Raw genomic sequence first — 17,752 nt, forward strand, 5'->3', positions numbered from 1 at the left:
TGGTGATCATCATTGCCGGAAGCCTTTTTTATTTCCTCTACTGGTCACCGGTATATCGTATTAAACCCCTTAACCTCATACCCTCCCAGGCATCCTTTATCCTGGCCAGCAGCCGCCCGATTGATAGCTGGAAAGAGCTGAGTGAAAGTGACATCTGGAAGCATCTTAAAAAGAACCCTCAGTTTGCCGAGATCACTGACAATGCCAATTATCTTGACTCCCTGTTTTTAGCGAATGAATGGCTGGACTTTGTAGGCAATAAAGAGCTGCTAATCGCAGCCCACCCGGTACAGGACACCTATGATTACCTATATGTGATGGACCTGGCGCGGGCTTCTCGCCTCCAGAACATTAAATACTATTTACAAAACATTGTGGATGAAAGCTATAAAATCACATACCGAAAATACGAAGGCATAGAGATCACTGAGCTTTACGACATCCATGAAAAAGAAACACTATATCTGTCGTTTATTGAAAACCTGCTCATTATCTCCTACTCTCCCACTCTGGTTGAGGCTGTGATCCGTCAGCACTTAAACCCGAAGCAAAATGACCGGTATTTTCTTGAGATTACCGATCAGCTCGGCTACAAAGGCTTGCTGCGCGCTTACGTAAACCTTAATGGTTTCATGGAGTACCTTGAGCAGTTCGCGCTGGACAATCCATCTATGGACATGATTAAAACCAGCCTCAGGTATGGAGGTTTTGCCCTCAACCTGGACGATAGAAGGCTTGAACTCAGTGGCATTACCAACATTAACGACACTGTCAACTCATATCTTAAAGCATTATACTCTTCAGGTGAAGGTTCCCATGAATTCTTAAAGGTAATTCCGGAAAGCTCACCCTATTTTGTAAGCCTGGGTTTCAAGGATTTTCCATCATTTGTGGAAAATCTTGAGGCTACACTTAAAGCAAGTCCCGAACAGGAAAAGTCATATATGGAAAACAGGGATTTGGTAGAGGGCTTTCTAAAAATTGATCTTAATGAGGTATTTATTAACTGGGTAGATAATGAGGCAGTTATGCTTCAGGCCAGCGCAAGCAGCAAAACAGGTATCAGTGAATATGCTCTGTTACTCAAAGCCAAGGATATAGAGCAGGCAAAAGCAGGGCTGGACAAGATCCGGCAGCAAATAAAAAAGAAGACACCGGTAAAAGTAAAAAGTGTGACCTATAAAGGACACGAGATACATTATATGGCTATTAAAGGCTTTTTTAAGGTCTTCCTTGGCAAGCTCTTCGATAAATTTGACAAGCCCTACTACAGTACAATCGGCAACTGGGTAGTATTCAGCAATCACCCTCATACACTGAAAAATATTATAGACGCTGTTGAAGATGAAACAACCCTTTATTACAACAGCGACTTTCAGGAACACTATGAGGGGCTGAAAGAGAATACTTCTGTATTCGCATATATCAATATGCCAGACCTCTTTGATGACCTGCGCCCCCTCATGGAGCTGGAGGACTGGAGGGCTATGAAAAAGAACCGGGAGTACATCACCTGCTTCAAACATATGAGCCTACAGCTTTCACCTCAGGAAGGTGACATCTTTCATACAGGTTTCTATTCTTCCTTCGAAGTACCTTCTGCCACGGAAAAAACGGAACGTAAAGCTTTACCAGCCATAGTACCTAAGCACGAAATACCCGATAAAGTACTGACCTGGGAGGAAACCTATGAAGATGCACTGAAAGAAGTAGACCGCATAGTAATACCTGACCTCTCTCAGGATGAATACAAAGCTTACTATGAAAATGGCAAGCTGAAATACGAAATTGATCTTAAAAACGGGTGGAAGCATGGCAGATTTGAGAGTTATTTCAAAAATGGCAACGAGCAATTCAAAGGCCGCTACAAAAATGACAAGAAAGACGGCACCTGGAGGGTTTATGATGAACAAGGGGATGTGATAACCAAAATAAAATACGATGAGGGATTAAGACAGGAAGATTAAGCTTATTGAGGGCAAAACCTGCCCCCAATAAGCTGACCCAAACTATTTATGAAGAAAAATTTCACCAGAAAATAATTGTTCTGGTTTTAGTGTTAAATGTGGTTGTTCCCCCACACAATGGCCCGTCCTGAGTCACACAAAACTGTGTTGGGCAAAGTTCAGTTTGACAAGGCCTGCAGCCCGAAGCTCCAGTGTCGCAGAAAGCGCTTGCGTACCCACCACCTTTGACGGTTTGCTGAGACTGACCATCAACATCGGTCACAAAGCTTTTTACTTTCAGATCATCCAGTTTTAACTTCTTTTTCATAGGTTTAGATTTTGAATTCCCCTACTCTTTCTCTAGCAGCCTTAAGCGCTGAAGGTTTTTCGGTTTCCACCTGTCTATTAGTTGTATTCTTTTTAAAACCGTTACCACTTTTACTTATTTTTTTAAAGAAATTTTCGCAGTGATGAACTGGTGTACGAGGTATCTGAAGACCATCCCTCAGGGACAAAAAGCAGTTTACCTCCTGTTTTTCACTTTTGAATTTTGGATTAAAAATAATTTTCAAAAACCTGTTTTTCCCGCATTCAAAATGCCTCTTACTTCATAACTTTAACTCCATCAAACCACCGGCACAAAACTATGCCGGCCTAAAAACGAAAGGAATATGGACGACCTGATGGCTGCCCGGTCTCAAATGGCCTTATCTCTCGGATTTCACATCATTTTTGCTTGTATAGGTATGGTAATGCCTTTTTTTATGGCCACATCACACTATTTCTATCTCAAAACAGGTGATCTGAACCACAAGAACCTCACAAAGGCATGGAGTAAAGGTGTTGCCATATTTTTTGTTACAGGTGCTGTCTCTGGCACCATGTTATCTTTTGAGCTGGGACTGCTCTGGCCAACATTCATGGAGCACGCCGGCCCCATCTTCGGTATGCCCTTCTCACTGGAAGGAACGGCCTTCTTCATTGAGGCCATAGCCATTGGTTTTTTCCTGTATGGCTGGGACAGGTTTAACCCCTGGTTTCACTGGATCACAGGTTTGATCGTAGGTATCAGCGGGTTGGCATCGGGTATTCTTGTAGTTGCAGCCAACGGTTGGATGAATAGCCCAGCAGGCTTTGATTACGTAGATGGCAAATATATCAACATAGACCCAATAGCGGCTATGTTCAATGATGCCTGGTTTACACAGGCTCTACATATGACCATCGCAGCTTTCGTGGCTACAGGATTTGCCGTAGCAGGAATACACGCCTTGATGCTTCTAAAAGGCAGGAATGTGGCTTTTCATATTAAAGCATTTAAAATAGCCATTATTTTCGGTGGTGTTGCTGCTATTGTTCAGCCCATTTCAGGTGATCTTTCTGCCAAAGACATAGCCAAACGCCAGCCAGCAAAACTGGCTGCTATGGAGTCGCATTTTGAAACCACCAAACGAGCCCCACTGCTGATCGGCGGCATACCTGATGAGAAAAACAAATCCGTGGATTATGCCATAGAGATCCCCGGTGCACTTAGCTTCCTTGCCCATGGCGACTTTGATGCTACAGTGAAAGGGCTGGATCAGATTCCAGAAGAAAACCATCCACCGGTACTGGTCACGCACCTGGCTTTTCAGGTCATGGTCCTTTGCGGAATGATCATGGTTGGTTTAGGCCTGCTTTATTTCTTCGCAGCATGGAAGAAAAGGGACTGGATAAGCAAAAGGTGGTTTCTGATGCTGTTTATTGCTGCTACTCCCTTGGGTTTTATAGCAGTGGAAGCCGGCTGGACAGTTACCGAGGTAGGCAGGCAACCGTGGATACTATACGGGTATATTAAAACCAGCGAGGCCGTAACGCCTATGCCCGGCATAACATATTCTTTTGTGGTGTTCTCTTTAGTATACCTCTCACTATCAGCAATAGTGATTTTCCTGCTCTACAGGCAGATCAAAATGGTGCCGGAGCTATATACCGATCATGGAAATCATTCTAAAAAACCAACAGAGCCAATTCAATAGCCTATGTTATACGTTGTCATTGCATTTTTATGTTTATCAATATTGCTCTACCTCCTGCTGGGGGGTGCCGATTTTGGTGCGGGTATCGTAGAACTGATCACCAAAAGTGACCTTAGGCAAAATACCAGAATGCTTACCTACAGAACTATTGGACCGGTTTGGGAAGCCAACCATATGTGGCTGATCATTATTATAGTTATCCTTTTTGTGGGCTTCCCTCCTATATATTCAGCGCTTTCAATTTACCTGCACATCCCCTTACTGCTCATGCTTCTGGGTATTATCGGCAGAGGCACTGCCTTTGTATTCCGGCACTATGATGCGGTGAAGGACGATATGCAAAGGGTGTACAACCTTATCTTTACCTATTCAAGTTTCATTACCCCCTTCTTTCTGGGCATAATAGCCGGTGCCATGATATCGGGGGACATTAACCCTGATGCTAATAGCTTTTATGAGTTATACGTGGCTCCATGGACAAGTTTTTTTTCTATCTCTGTTGGAATATTTACCGTATCCATATGCGGATTTCTGGCGGCAGTGTACCTCTCCGGTGAAGAAACCGATCAGCATATCCGACAAGTCTTCATTCACAAAGCACGTCTGCTGAATATAGCCACAGTAATATCAGGAGCCCTGGTATTTTTTGCAGCATATGTGGACGGACTTTCTTTAATGGTTGAACTGATCACCGAACCTGTAACCCTGACCATTTTAATCCTGGCCTCACTTTCACTCCTGCTGCTTTGGCATTTCCTAAACAAACAAAAAGCCGCAGCCAGCCGATTGGTAGCGGGCTTCCAGATTACCATGATATTGCTGGCATTAGGTTATCATTATTTCCCCGATTTCCTGGTCATGCACAACGGGGCGAATTTATCGCTCTTCAACGCTGCAGCTACCGGAAAACCAATTACCACACTGGCATGGGCGCTCATATTAGGAAGTATCTTTATATTGCCATCGCTGTTCTACCTGATCTACAGTTTCCAAAAAGAGCCGGAAGGTCAGGCATGAGGCAGTAATTCCACAATAGCAGCTTCTCTACTGCCAGTTAGCCCCTGTTCTGGCCCTGATTTGAGTAACTATCAATAGGAACAGGTTTTGTAACGGATTGAGTAGATCATCAAGTTACAAAACAAAGAAGGATATGGCTATAGCAGATGTAGAAAGAGAAGTAAAAGAATCAGTAGAAGAGCAACTATCATGGGACGAACGGGTACTTTCTGATCGCATACAGGTTGAGGTTAACGAGGGTGTAGTGAAAATCTCGGGCCAGGTACCCAATTATCTGAGCCGGCTCGCCGCCGAAGAGGATGCTCTGTCGGTAATTGGGGTAAACCGGGTGGAAAACCAGCTTAAGGTATTGCACCCGGACACAGATAGCATACCAGGCGATGCTGAAATCAAAAAAGCTATTGACAATATGCTGGAGCTTGACAGCCGGTTGGATGATGAAGAACTGGTAGTTGAGGTCACTTCCGGCGAAGTACTGCTTCGCGGCATGGTAAACACGTTTTGGAAAAAGGCATTAGCAGAAGAATATACTGACCGTACCAAGGGTGTGGTTAATGTGGTTAATCAGATCAAGATCATTCCCTCTACAGAGTTTGACGACGAAAAGATCCATGAAGCCATAATAAAGGCGCTGCAGAGAAATGCAATTACCCACGACAGAAGTATTACGGTTCGTGTAGCCAAAGGTGAAGTAACCCTAGCAGGCCGCGTAATGTCGCCTCTGGAACGAAAAACGGCCATACAACTGGCCTCATTGACCTCAGGGGTTACGCAGGTTCATGATAACCTGGATTAATCTGATACACACCACCTCAAATTAAAAAGAGGCTGTATTTTTTGTACAGCCTCTCTCTGATCCTAATCATGACAATGTTATTTACTCGATATCCCTCAGCCTCACCAGGTTTCCATGGGCTGCCCTTATTTCAACAAGCTGCTGATCCAGCCGGGCACGCAGGTTAGTTGGCAGATCCCGGTCTTCGAGCACATCCTGATACTGATCAATTGCAGCCTCTTCACCATTAATTGAGGCCTTTAGCATGGCTTCATCACTATCCGATGTCAAGGCATCTTTAATGTCCATCCAGAACCTCCAAAGATCACCTTTTGCCCGGGTACCGACTTCCTCAGGAGTCCTGTCCGAGAAGGGGGCCAACTCCTGCTCAAAGCTTCGGGATTGGGCTACATACTTCTCAAAGAGTGATTTATATTCAGGACTTTGAACATTGTCCCGGGCTTTTTCATAGCCTCTTATTCTCTCGTTTAACACTTCAAATATGTCGTTAACTTCTGAAATTACTTTGCTAGTCATAATCGTCCGTTTTTAGTTAAAAAATCCTTTAACATGAAAACAACGAGCATAGGTTGAAGGTTAGGCAAAATCATGCATTTATTAGCCTCAGAAGAAGCTAAATCATACCCCGGCTTTTCAACTCCAGATACTTATTGATGGCATTAATGGAAAGGTTCTCCGGACGGGTGAAGATATGCTGTATACCATAGTGGCTTAACTCATTGGTTATCTGCTCTCTGTCCGACGCTATTTTATGTGCAATGGTCTTATAATAAATATCTTTCAGTGTTTTCTTTTCAGCCCGGTAGTAGTTTATCAACTCTTTGTTTTCGAACACAACTACCACAAGCAGGTGCAATTTGTTGATCTTTCTCAGTACAGGTAAAACACGTTCCAAAGAATGTACACTTTCAAAATTGGTAAATAGAAATATAAGGCTACGCCCCCGGAGGGTACGCCTCAGCACAGTGTACATTTTCTCATAGTTGGCATCCAGCCGGCTTTCCTCTTCCCTGTAAAGTGCCTCCAGTATTTTCTTTAACTGACTACGGCTCCTATCCGCCTTTATGATACTGCCTATGTTATCTGAGAACGTGATCAAACCTGCCTTATCCTGCTTTTGGAGCGATGTATTGGCTATAACTAAACTCGAGTTAACTGAATAATCAAGCAGACTTAACCCGTTAAAAGGCATCTTCATATAGCGGCTCTTGTCAATCAGGCAATAAACCTGCTGCGCCTTCTCATCCGTATAGCTATTCACCATAAGCTTATTGGCCCTGGAGGTGGCCTTCCAGTTCATGCTCTTATAGTCATCACCAATGGTGTACTCCTTGATCTGCTCGAACTCATAGCTATGGCCTATCCTTCTCATCTTCTTAATACCAAAATTTGAGGTGACACTCATGGCAGCTTTAAGCTCATACTTCTTCATGTCAATAATTGAAGGGTAAACGGCTACATTCTCCTCAAAGTCAAAAGAGATCCGTCTCTGCACAAGGCCTATGACCGAATGTACAAACAGGTGTACTTTACCAAAATTGTACTGCCCCCGGACCAACGGACGAACGGTATAGATAATCTGTTCCTTCCCTCCCGGCTCCAGGTGTGTATATTTTACGAAGTCTCTTCTCTGCAATTGATAAGGCAACTCATCAATCACCTGTAAAGACAAAGGGATGGCAGCCATACTCGTGATGCGGAGTACCACCTCATTATCATTGCCCAGGGAAAGCAGCCTTGAGGTACTCCGGGAGCATGTAAATGTTACCGATTTACCATGTAGCATCACTACATCAGCGATTATGACAGCTACAAAAGCTACCAGTGCAGTTTTACCAATAACAGTAAAAATAGACCATGGAAAACCCAGAATAAACAAAAATATAATACCCCCTGACAAAAGGAAGAACCTGGTAGGAAGATATAGGTTTCTTATGTTTCTCACCTGGGCACCTCAACCTTTTTGATTATTTCATCGATCACATCCTCGGGCTCTATACCCTCCAATTCCCTGTCAGGGTTCAGGATAATGCGATGGTTAAGTACGGCCTTGGCGACAAACTTGACATCATCAGGGATCACAAAATCACGGGCGTTAATCGCGGCAACGGCCTTGGCAGCTCGCATGAGCGCCAGCGAAGCCCGTGGAGAAGCTCCAAGGAACAGATCACCGTTATTTCGGGTATCATGTACAATTTCCGCTATATAGTCGAGTATCTCGTCTTTGATATGTACATTCTCTATAAGAGAGCCTGCCTCTTTGATGTCGTTCTTTTTCAAGACGGATTTTACGGCCTTCATCAGCTCCAGGGAGAAGTCAGTCCTGAACCTTCTGAGGATGGTCTTTTCATCGTTCAATCCGGGATAGTCAAGTTTAATTTTAAAAAGGAACCTGTCGAGCTGGGCCTCCGGAAGTTTGTAAGTTCCCTCCTGCTCTATCGGGTTTTGTGTGGCAATGATCATAAAGGGGAAATCCATGGGATAGGTAGTACCATCCACCGTGATCTGGCGCTCCTCCATCACCTCAAAAAGGGCAGACTGCGTTTTTGCCGGTGCGCGGTTGATCTCATCTATCAGCACGATATTGGCAAATACAGGACCTGCATTGAATTTGAACTCCGAGTCCTTCATGTTGAAAACGGAAGTCCCCACCACATCAGATGGCATCAGATCCGGGGTAAACTGAACCCTGCTATACTTGACCGATAATGTCTGGGCAAAAAGTTTCGCTCCCATAGTTTTGGCCAGCCCTGGCACACCTTCAAGCAAAATATGCCCCTGTGTAAACAGTGACACCAGCATAAGGTCGATCAACTGGTCCTGACCTACAAGTATTTTTTTGATTTCCTGTCTTACCGCGCCTATATTATTCCTAAACCTGATAAGTTCGTTATCTTTCTGCAGGCCCTCTTCCTGTAAATTTTCTTCCATTTTTATTTACTCTTTTGATAAAATGATTCAATCAAATTGTGGAAAACAACCAAATCATTGGCGTCAATTTCCACTTTAAAATCCAACCGCTGATATTCCTTAAAAATTCTCTGTACCTCTTCTAAAGGCACCTGCGATTTCAGGCTGATCCTCTTCATCAGGTTATCGTCAACTACATTGGTATGCAAATGGTAATTACTCCTGATGTAAGCCAAAAAGAGATTCATCTTATGGTCGGCAATTTTCTTATGGTTTTGTTCCTCAAAATACAAATACCCCATAGTTTCGGCAAACTCGATGGTAGTATTGGTATTTGGTTCTAAAACCGGGATGATCCGCTGCCTGCGCTTGGCATAAAAAATTATATAAATCAGACAGGTAATTAACAAAAGGTACCAGGCCCATTTGAGGGCAGGTTGCGATAATATGTACTTTAAAGGGCTGTCCTTGCTTTCTACCCTATCCAAAGGGGTTTTGCTAAACTCGTCCCAATAGACTTGCTCCGCCGGGAAATAGGCCATGACTTGCTCCACGTATTTCAACGTTTCTTCCTTCTTGAGGTAGTAATTGCTAAATACAAGGGGGGTGGTATGAAAATAGACGTAACCTTGCCCCAGTTTAGTCCTGAAAAAGTTGGGTTTATCCTCGTTAAAAGAGGCTAGCACTTCTATTTCGTCGGGGCAGCTTAAACTATCAAGGTAACTCCAGTAATTATTGATCGCCTTCCAGTACATAATATATTCATAGGAGTATTCTTCCGGCTGCTCTTTAAACTTCATAGTGATTTTTTCAGCAGGCTCCGAACTCATCACACCGCATTCGTCAAGGTACAATTCATAGCTGAGGTCATAAGGAAAGATCGATGCTACCAGTAAAGCTGAATTACCGGCAGAAATAAAAGAGGTCAGGCTGTCGATATCTTCATACCGGTAATGGGCTTCCGGCCCCAGAAAAACATAAAGTGATTGCTTCTGATCTGAGGAAAGATTGGCTGACACTGGTGACTCCATCACGGTGAAAGCATCCCCATAGTGCGACTTCATTAATTCATGGTAGATGTAACCGCCATAGGGCTGCTTACTATCTATTCTGTAAGTCTCATTCCAGTTAAAAAACTTATTGGAACCCGCTGTAAACAGGAAAAATAGAAATACCACGATCAGTAAAACGCCGATTATGATCACTAACTTCTTCTTATCCATTTTCAGGACGGTTTATGGATTCATAATAGCTCCTGAACTTATGGCTCATATCAACGAGGTATTTATCGCCCATGTTCTTCTCTCCATACCATATCAATTGATAAATCCCCGTTATTTCTTCAAAATGATCATAGGTACCATGTCCCCTCATTTCATAAAGGTAGTCCATATTGGTTTTTTCCTTCTTCCAGTTAATCAAACCTCTGGTGGCCAGCTCTTTTATGATGATCAGGTAATATATCCTCAGGGCAAGGCGGTAATTTTTTTCTTCAACAACCTTTCTCAGCCACCGCATGAGGTCTGATTCCATCAGGTTTTCTTCTATATCCTCCAGCGTCTGCTGCATATCGCCATCCTTTTCTTTATTGCGCAAGCGTAAGTTATTACCTGCCAGCTTACTGATGACAACTATGAGGATAATTATAAAAACTGCTATTACAATGATCTGCAACACCTGCCCGCCAAAGGGAAAAATACTTCCACCTCCCCTGGACCGCGTATCGCCCTGAGTGTCCTTATCTTCCTTTTGTTCTTCCTTGAGTTGTTCTTCATCCGGTGAATAATCAATATCCTTCGTAATCTCCTTCCATTGCTGTCTGTCGAAAGACTCAAAATCGTCAGTCTGCCCCCAGCCCCCCGGAGACTGCAAAAAAACTAAGGCTATGGTTAATAAAATAATTCGCACCTAAATATCCTTCTTTGTACCAAAAATAGAGATTTGCTCCTTAAGCCAAAGTGCCTCCTTTATCTCTGCAAGAGTATAATATTGCACGGAGAAACCCAACAAAAAAAGTGGTATTACCAGGGCTACACCTAAGGCCATAACGATTCCATTCATAATCAAACCCATGTGATAAGTAGTATCAGCCTCCAACACAAAATTAGCCTGGATAAACTCCATATAGAAAGCAAAAAAAGGAGTATCTGTCAAAATAAAAAAAGTAAATCCAATAAATATCAATAAGGCATAAAGCCCAAGTAACCTGCCTAAAGCCTGCCCTGCCAGTTGATTTAAACGACCAATAGCAGACATAAAAGTAAGCTTCTCCCTAAGGTAAATAAATGAACTGAAAAGTGCCGCGGGCATAGCCAGCACCCATATAAGGAAAGCAAAGAAACCATTGATAAAAAATGGCAAATTAATCAATACACCGGCGCTAATTGCTGAGGTTAATATGCGCAGCTTGTTAACTTTTAAGTTATGATAATCCGGAAACCGGATCAATGTAAAGTAAATCACGCCAGTCAAAAAAGCCGAATTAATCAAAAAGAGCAGTGGGAACTCCTGATAGTTGATCAGAAAAGCAAACTTCTGAAAAAACCATGAATTGACGTAGATCATATTGTTGCCGACAGGCTCCCTAAGCACATAAGCCGCTATCAAAATATAAACCAGGGACAACAGAAAAGCCGGCTTAAAATACTTTTTAAGAACCTTTTGATATATCAAAACCGAATCCCGAAATATTTCATTGACTTTTCTGATCCTCCCTTCCAGTTGAGGTGCATTCAAATTTCGTGATTGTAAATGACCCTCCTTCAGGGGTTGCAACGTACCATTCCTGTATTTGGAGTATGGTATCCACACAAAATAAAAGAGCATAAAAAACAGGGATACTAGGATCAAAGCCAGTTTTATAAAATCGGGCAGCTCGGTATACCTGGTCACAAATGACTCTATCAATGCAGCAAATACCAGGATAGGAACAATGCCAATCAGAAGCTTGAGTCCTCGCCTGGCAGAAATCTGAAAAGCACGTATGCGCGAATGTGTACCAGGAAAGACAAAACCTTTGCCCAGCACAATGCCGGCTGCCCCAGCAATTACAATGGAGGAAATTTCTAACGTTCCGTGGAGCCAAATGCTCAGAAAAGACTCCATGCCCAATCCTCTTTCTATAAAAAAGTACTGGAAGGTGCCCACCATAATGCCATTGTAGACCAGGACAATGATTGCTCCCAAGGAGGCCAGGATTCCTGTAATAAACGTAAGAAATGCCACCCGAACATTGTTCAGCGTAATACCTAAAAACATATCCACCTCATTGGAGCTCTTATAAACGCCCATGGGGTCTCCTTCTTCAATATTATTGATTGTCATGTCGACATAAGCATCCCCTAGAATAGAGCGGGCAAACTCCGGATCATAAACAGACGACACCACACCTATGGCAAATGCCAGTAGAAAAACGATGAGCGCCGTCAACAGCTCGTACCTGCAATGAAACACCACACTTGGCAACTCTTCTTTCCAGAAATTAACAAACTTGTTTCTGCTCTCCTTCTTGTTCTTGTATATATTATAAAAAAGCTGCTGAGCCAGGTTGTTGAGGTAAACACGAATGGACCTGTTGGGGTAATTTGTACGTGCATACGACAGGTCATCAGTGATCTGAATAAAAAGATCACTAAGTTTGTCAGGGTCTCTTCTGTTGAGGCGGAGAAGTTGTTCAAATTTCAGCCATTTTTCCTTATTTTGCTCAATGAACTTTGTCTCCTTCATAAAATACAACCAATTTGCGTTTAAACTGCCAATATGCAAAAAATTGAAATTAACACCACACAAAATGTGAGTATTGAATTCGAAGCCGCCCTGCTTCGCGATAGAATTTTAGCTTTCATCATTGATTTTCTCATTATGGGAGGCGCATCCATCATACTTTCTATCATTATATCCATAGCCTTTACTAGTGCTGCCGAGTACCTCTACTACTTGTTTATAGTACCCATTATCTTCTTTTACAGCCTCGCTTTTGAAACACTCAATCACGGACAATCGCCCGGCAAAAGGGTAATGGATCTAAAAGTAGTCAAATTAAATGGTGCGGAGCCGCGTTCCAGTGATTATGTACTTCGGTGGGCCTTTAGGATGATAGATATTTATTTATCGTTCGGAGTACTGGCAGCTATTTTTATTGGTAGTTCAAATAAAAACCAACGACTTGGGGATATGGCGGCTGAAACCACCATCATAAAGATCAAACCTGCAAAAGCACTCCGCCTTAATGATATCATCAACATCAATTCCATTGATAATTATAAGCCGGTATTTCCCGAGGTAAAAAAACTATCGGAATCTAATATGCTCCTGATAAAAAATGTAATAGAAAGGTATAAGGCTTTTCCCAATCAAGCGCATCGTGAGGCCATGCGAATGCTGGTAAGCAAGGTTAAAGAGGAAATTAATGTAGATCAGGGTTCCAGCAGGGATATTGATTTTCTACAAACACTAATTAAGGATTATGTAGTATTGACCCGCTAGAGGCAGCAACAATATACAATTGCTAAGCTTTGGCCTTAACACCACTACCTTGAGCCTTGATGTACTCTTTCAATTCCTTTTGCTTAAGCATAATATCAGCAAGTGACAGCTTTAAATCCTTGCTGTATAGCCGATAGATCAATTGCCATTCCCTTTCATCCATAAAACCATCGGCATTGGCAATTATGCTCAACCAGGCTACAAAACGCACCTGATCTGTAATACAAAGTTGCTTCATACCCTGAAGAACTTCTTTGTAAAGCAAAGCACGGTCCGCACGCTTAAGATGGGCTATTTCGCTCTGTAAGGAATTTTCATCAATCCTTTCATACTGCGCCATTTTTTTACCGGCCAAAAGCTCCTTCTCATCAATCATATGATCGGCATAAACCAGCAAAAAATACATTTTAATAAGTGTTGATTGTCGTTTCATGATAATTTTGACAGATGTTCTTTTAAGGGTATACCAAAATCGATGCCATAGAAATAATTCTTTTTATTCATGAAATTAAGCAATAATAAAAAGAATAACTGTCCCAAAATGAGAATATAGATCAAAATTGGATCAAAAAATAGCCACTGAAAATAAATCCAGTGACCATTTCTACTCTTAATATTATTACCGTTTCCCCAACGCCGTTAATTTTTCAACATCATTATTAATGGATAAAGTAAGTAAAGTGGTAGCGGTACAGAAAACAGGACTTGTTATGCAATGATGCCCATTCCAGCTACCATCTTCATTTTGTATAGTGACCAATCGCCCAGAAACATTGTCATACCACTTTTCCCATTCCTGGTCCTGGTTTATTATCAATGATTCCCCGGTTTGCAGGTAACTTAAAAACTCTTCCCCTCCATTGTTGCCAAAGCCACGAATAACCCGGTCATCCTGCGCTGTTTCTTTGGCAGATTCGTATACCTGGTAAGCCGTTGAGTATTTTTGAGCTTCTGCTTCACTGTAGCCTAATTTAGCGAGATTTTCCGCACTTACAGGCTCATCACTTTTCAGTTTACCCTCCTTTACAGCCTTATCCATTTCTTCTCTTACCTTTCTGGCCTCTTTGGCACTTGCCCTGACCGACCCCGAGACTGCGTACAAAACTATCCCGGCACCTTTCTCAGTATTCACATCACCCGACGCTACATTGAAGTTCCCCTTTTGATATGTCCTCGATTTTTCAAGCACCACTTCATCAATGTCTGCTCCTTGATGCTCAGCGGCCTCCAAAGCATTATTGGCCAAAGAAGATTGTAAAACACCTGCCCAGCCCGCTCCTTTAAAACTTCCGTCCTGATCCTGTAGCTGTTGTATTTTATTAGCACATATATTCATGCAACGGCGTACACGCGGCATGTAAGGGTCATTTTCGTTTAGCTCTTCCGCAATATTGGAAAAGAACTGCAGAGCAAGTACAGCATCAATATTTTCACCTAGTTTGGTTTGGATCTGCGTGTTAATCTCGGTAGTTATCTTCAACTGATTTTGTGGTGTGGACTCTACTGCTTTCAGCAAGTATTCGAGAGCATTGTTCAACTGCTTAGAATAAGGGCCACTTTGCAAATTATTGCCAGTCCTTAAAAATGCCATACCAACCATTGCCGTAGTAGCCGGATCAGCATTAACAGCATGTGGATCGAGGCTACTTTGGTTGTAATGGCTGCCAGCACCCCAACCTCCGCCGGAAAGCTGAGCCGCTGCCATCCAGCTAAGCCCCCTTTCTATGGACTCCTGGATATTTTCCGGAGTATTGTAAATGTGCCCCATGGGAGAAGCTTCCTCTCCAAAAATGGTCCTGAATACACATCCTTTTTTAGTATAGCAAACTGGTATGCTTGCAGAAATATCAGGATTTTGATGATAGACTTGAAATGGCCCTGAGGCCGGTGCAGTTAGAAGTATAGAGCTGCCTATAGCCACTGCGACGCTAAGAGTTTTTAACATTATCATATCCGTAAGCTTTTATTTTTGTACAGATATGATGCAACCCTATCAGTTATTCCATAAAATGAAATGAAAAATTATACAGGATTAGTATTTCCCTTTGAACTTCTCCTCCCAATAATTAGCCTCACGCTGAAGCTCTATCCTATTTTTCCCTTCTGAAGATCGAAGTGTAGAGCTTTTTTCTCCTTTGGAGGTGGTGTGATAATAACCACAGTCAGTGCACAGATAGGTGGAAACAGGCCCACTGCCGGAGCTTGCTCCATATTTGGCCTGTAGGTGAATGAGAGCTTCTTCAGCCTCTCCTTTTGAATTGTAGCATACTTTGTTACTTACACACTTCATAACTCACCAACTTCCGGCAGGGTTTAATAGTTTCCTTATTATTTAATTTATCGTAACCAGCACATAACCACTAGTTTATTGATTCCCGCACTTTGCTGGTATAGTCTCTAAGTGCAGTTTTAAAATCAACATTGTCATCTTTGATTTTATTAATAATGTAAATAGCAGCAAATACATGTGTCAGTTTTTCTCCTTCATCTACCCCATTCACTTCAATAGCCAAAGCTTCCTCATTGACCAGGGCCTCTTCCGCAGCTATTAACTCCTCAACCGTATTACTTTCCACTAAACGTTTAATCTCAGGTATTTTCATTTGCTATCAGTTTAACTTTTCCAACAATTCCAATACAGCCTCTTCTTTACTTGATGCTACAGTGTCCACCAGCTCACCATCTTTAAAAACTGCAAAGAAAGGAAGATTGGTTACACCTGCAATTTTTCTTGCATCAGGATTCTTCTCGGCATCTACATCGATGAATTTTATGTCAGCAAACCGCTCATCATTAGATAGTCTTTTGAATTTTGGAGCAAAGAGCCTGCAACTGCCACACCATCCGGCAAAATATTTTACCACAGCTTTGTCTCCCTTATTTATTTCAGTTTTAAAATTCTCGTCTGTTAAAACTTCTACTGCCATATTTTATACACTTTTTAATGTTTAAACTTTCTTTTCACCCTTTAAAATTAAGACATCTTTTCAGCCGAACCTTGGCCTTTCAACATCTTTGTAAATGTTTACGCGAAAAAACTTATTTTGCCCTAGATTTGCCTTCGTTTTTAATGGATTGTTTCAATTGACTGATAACTAATATCTATGGCCCTCAAAACCTTTGTAAAAGTAAGTACAGTAAATAATTTATCAGACGCACGCTACTGTGCCGGTATGGAGGTAAATCTCATCGGGTTTAACCTTGAAAAGGAGAACTCTAATTATATTTCTCCTGAAAATTTTAAAGAACTTACAGAGTGGCTATCCGGAGTCCAGTATGTGGCTGAATTTGAAAAGTATAGCAGTACTGAAATTATAGACACTATAAATGCTTATAAAGCAGACTATATCCAGACATCAGAGATTACCCAAGTTGAGGATCTGACCCGCTCCGGCCTCCCTCTGATACTCAAGACTAATGTAAATAATCTCGGACAGCTCCCTGCAGCCCTGGAAATAGATTACCTGCTGATAACCTCAGATGAAGACGAACTTTCTGAAGAGCAGATTAAGAAAATATCAGATGTTGCAAACCATTTTAATGTTCTGGTAGGAACTGGCATTACTGATCAAAACGTAGAAGTGATTGTAAAAGAAACCAATGCTTCGGGCATTGCTCTGCAAGGAGGTGATGAACTCAGGCCTGGCTATAAAGATTATGATGAACTGGCAGATATACTTGAAGCACTTGAGGAAGAAGATTATTAATTTTCTTCCTCAATTAAGGATACACAAATACCGCAATAAAAAAGTACTATTTCCTCCTTTTCTTCCCGGTGCTCTTACCTTTTTTCCGCTGAGATACCTTTGTGTCCAGCAAATAAGCAACCCCTAGCCTGAAACCCATGTTTCGTCCTTTGGCAGGGTCTGTAAAAGTAATATCTGCAAACTGAGCCGGTGAGTCCTTATATATATATGAGTGACCAAGTTCAAATCTAAAATCAACAATATAAACACCACCTCCGGAAGGCTCTAGCACCAGCCCGGTTGCAAAATTTATTCCTAATTGTACTCTGTTGGCATCCTGAACAACCAGTACACCTGGGTCTTCATTTTCTCCGGCATCACCAAATTCTACGTCATACTCCAACTCCTCTATATGGTTTTCTAATAATTCACCAGACTTCATAGTCCCGTTACCCTTCCACCAATAACTAATATTTGGCCCCAATCCTACAAAATATTTGAAGGCAAGATTGTCTCCAAAACTTCCTTTAAAATCCATCCTGTAAACTATAGGCACATCAAAATGGTGAGCAATAGATCTGTATTCTAACAATGGATCTGATTTTGAAGCGTCATCAGTACCTTCTATAACCTTCCCTTTTCTGGAATAAATAAAATCAGTCTGTAAAAAAAACCGTTCCCTTACCCGAAAGGCAACTGTAAAGCCTCCAAAATATCCATATAAAGGTTCGATATCATAGTGTTCTTTGATTTGACTGTCGTCGTCGTAACTGACCCATGACATTTGTCCTCCAATACGAGGGCCTATCAATATTTGTCCCAAAGAATCAAAACTAAAGAATAACGATGCTGCTATAAATGCTAACAAGCATGTAAAACGTCGGCTGGCGGTTA

20 protein-coding genes are annotated in these 17,752 nt (G+C 42.1%); 6 read left to right on the forward strand and 14 right to left on the reverse strand.

The window, feature by feature from the left end; all coding sequences use genetic code 11:
• The coding region (locus tag E1163_RS12935; protein ID WP_155172386.1) for a DUF3352 domain-containing protein at positions 1-1,967 on the forward strand (1,967 nt) is incomplete at its 5' end.
• Between the two features lie 61 nt (positions 1,968-2,028).
• Here E1163_RS12935 and E1163_RS12940 read toward each other — a convergent pair.
• Both E1163_RS12940 and E1163_RS12945 read right to left on the reverse strand, forming a co-directional pair.
• Positions 2,029-2,274: a pinensin family lanthipeptide gene (locus E1163_RS12940; protein WP_155172388.1), complete on the reverse strand. Its 246-nt coding sequence runs from the start codon at positions 2,272-2,274 to the stop codon at positions 2,029-2,031.
• Between the two features lie 4 nt (positions 2,275-2,278).
• Positions 2,279-2,518, reverse strand: a complete 240-nt coding sequence (locus E1163_RS12945) for a hypothetical protein (protein WP_155172389.1) — start codon at positions 2,516-2,518, stop codon at positions 2,279-2,281.
• Between the two features lie 99 nt (positions 2,519-2,617).
• Here E1163_RS12945 and E1163_RS12950 point away from each other — a divergent pair, with 99 nt between their 5' ends.
• The 3 genes from E1163_RS12950 to E1163_RS12960 all read left to right on the forward strand — a co-directional run bounded on the left by E1163_RS12950 (position 2,618) and on the right by E1163_RS12960 (position 5,777).
• Positions 2,618-3,964, forward strand: coding sequence for a cytochrome ubiquinol oxidase subunit I (locus tag E1163_RS12950; protein ID WP_155172391.1), 1,347 nt, complete (start codon positions 2,618-2,620; stop codon positions 3,962-3,964).
• Positions 3,965-3,967: 3 nt separating this feature from the next.
• Positions 3,968-4,981: a cytochrome d ubiquinol oxidase subunit II gene (locus tag E1163_RS12955; protein ID WP_155172393.1), complete on the forward strand. Its 1,014-nt coding sequence runs from the start codon at positions 3,968-3,970 to the stop codon at positions 4,979-4,981.
• Positions 4,982-5,114: 133 nt separating this feature from the next.
• A complete protein-coding gene (locus tag E1163_RS12960; RefSeq protein WP_155172395.1) occupies positions 5,115-5,777 on the forward strand; it encodes a BON domain-containing protein in 663 nt (220 codons plus the stop codon).
• Between the two features lie 81 nt (positions 5,778-5,858).
• On the opposite strand, the gene E1163_RS12965 is transcribed toward E1163_RS12960, so the two are convergent.
• The 6 genes from E1163_RS12965 to E1163_RS12990 form a co-directional block, all read right to left on the reverse strand.
• The gene (locus E1163_RS12965; protein ID WP_155172398.1) at positions 5,859-6,293 is read right to left on the reverse strand and encodes a PA2169 family four-helix-bundle protein; all 435 of its coding nucleotides are present in this window, start codon (positions 6,291-6,293) and stop codon (positions 5,859-5,861) included.
• Positions 6,294-6,390: 97 nt separating this feature from the next.
• Positions 6,391-7,722, reverse strand: a complete 1,332-nt coding sequence (locus E1163_RS12970) for a DUF58 domain-containing protein (RefSeq protein ID WP_343033827.1) — start codon at positions 7,720-7,722, stop codon at positions 6,391-6,393.
• Positions 7,719-8,708, reverse strand: a complete 990-nt coding sequence (locus tag E1163_RS12975) for an AAA family ATPase (RefSeq protein ID WP_155172401.1) — start codon at positions 8,706-8,708, stop codon at positions 7,719-7,721. The genes E1163_RS12970 and E1163_RS12975 overlap by 4 nt, the downstream gene beginning before the upstream one ends.
• Before the next feature lie 2 nt (positions 8,709-8,710).
• Positions 8,711-9,910: a DUF4350 domain-containing protein gene (locus E1163_RS12980; RefSeq protein WP_155172404.1), complete on the reverse strand. Its 1,200-nt coding sequence runs from the start codon at positions 9,908-9,910 to the stop codon at positions 8,711-8,713.
• Positions 9,903-10,595: a hypothetical protein gene (locus E1163_RS12985; RefSeq protein ID WP_155172407.1), complete on the reverse strand. Its 693-nt coding sequence runs from the start codon at positions 10,593-10,595 to the stop codon at positions 9,903-9,905. The genes E1163_RS12980 and E1163_RS12985 overlap by 8 nt, the downstream gene beginning before the upstream one ends.
• Positions 10,596-12,413: a stage II sporulation protein M gene (locus E1163_RS12990; RefSeq protein ID WP_155172410.1), complete on the reverse strand. Its 1,818-nt coding sequence runs from the start codon at positions 12,411-12,413 to the stop codon at positions 10,596-10,598.
• A 33-nt stretch (positions 12,414-12,446) separates the two neighbouring features.
• Here E1163_RS12990 and E1163_RS12995 point away from each other — a divergent pair, with 33 nt between their 5' ends.
• Positions 12,447-13,172 carry an RDD family protein gene (locus E1163_RS12995; protein WP_155172413.1) on the forward strand — a complete coding sequence of 242 codons (726 nt, stop codon included), beginning with the start codon at positions 12,447-12,449 and terminating at the stop codon, positions 13,170-13,172.
• 22 nt (positions 13,173-13,194) lie between these two features.
• On the opposite strand, the gene E1163_RS13000 is transcribed toward E1163_RS12995, so the two are convergent.
• The 5 genes from E1163_RS13000 to E1163_RS13020 all read right to left on the reverse strand — a co-directional run bounded on the left by E1163_RS13000 (position 13,195) and on the right by E1163_RS13020 (position 16,099).
• Positions 13,195-13,605, reverse strand: coding sequence for a hypothetical protein (locus E1163_RS13000; RefSeq protein WP_155172416.1), 411 nt, complete (start codon positions 13,603-13,605; stop codon positions 13,195-13,197).
• A 186-nt stretch (positions 13,606-13,791) separates the two neighbouring features.
• Positions 13,792-15,123 carry a prenyltransferase/squalene oxidase repeat-containing protein gene (locus E1163_RS13005; RefSeq protein WP_155172419.1) on the reverse strand — a complete coding sequence of 444 codons (1,332 nt, stop codon included), beginning with the start codon at positions 15,121-15,123 and terminating at the stop codon, positions 13,792-13,794.
• A gap of 81 nt (positions 15,124-15,204) precedes the next feature.
• Positions 15,205-15,462, reverse strand: a complete 258-nt coding sequence (locus E1163_RS13010; protein ID WP_155172421.1) for a hypothetical protein — start codon at positions 15,460-15,462, stop codon at positions 15,205-15,207.
• A 70-nt stretch (positions 15,463-15,532) separates the two neighbouring features.
• Positions 15,533-15,775 carry a DUF6952 family protein gene (locus tag E1163_RS13015; protein ID WP_155172424.1) on the reverse strand — a complete coding sequence of 81 codons (243 nt, stop codon included), beginning with the start codon at positions 15,773-15,775 and terminating at the stop codon, positions 15,533-15,535.
• A 6-nt stretch (positions 15,776-15,781) separates the two neighbouring features.
• Complete coding sequence (locus E1163_RS13020; protein WP_155172427.1) at positions 15,782-16,099, reverse strand: thioredoxin family protein; 318 nt, start codon at positions 16,097-16,099, stop codon at positions 15,782-15,784.
• Between the two features lie 177 nt (positions 16,100-16,276).
• Between E1163_RS13020 and trpF the strand changes: the two genes are divergently transcribed.
• Positions 16,277-16,879: a phosphoribosylanthranilate isomerase gene (gene trpF / locus E1163_RS13025; RefSeq protein WP_155172430.1), complete on the forward strand. Its 603-nt coding sequence runs from the start codon at positions 16,277-16,279 to the stop codon at positions 16,877-16,879.
• A gap of 46 nt (positions 16,880-16,925) precedes the next feature.
• On the opposite strand, the gene E1163_RS13030 is transcribed toward trpF, so the two are convergent.
• The coding region (locus tag E1163_RS13030) for an outer membrane beta-barrel protein (RefSeq protein WP_221417997.1) at positions 16,926-17,752 on the reverse strand (827 nt) is incomplete at its 5' end.

Origin of the sequence: Fulvivirga kasyanovii (assembly GCF_009711405.1) — a bacterium.
Lineage (GTDB): Bacteria > Bacteroidota > Bacteroidia > Cytophagales > Cyclobacteriaceae > Fulvivirga > Fulvivirga kasyanovii.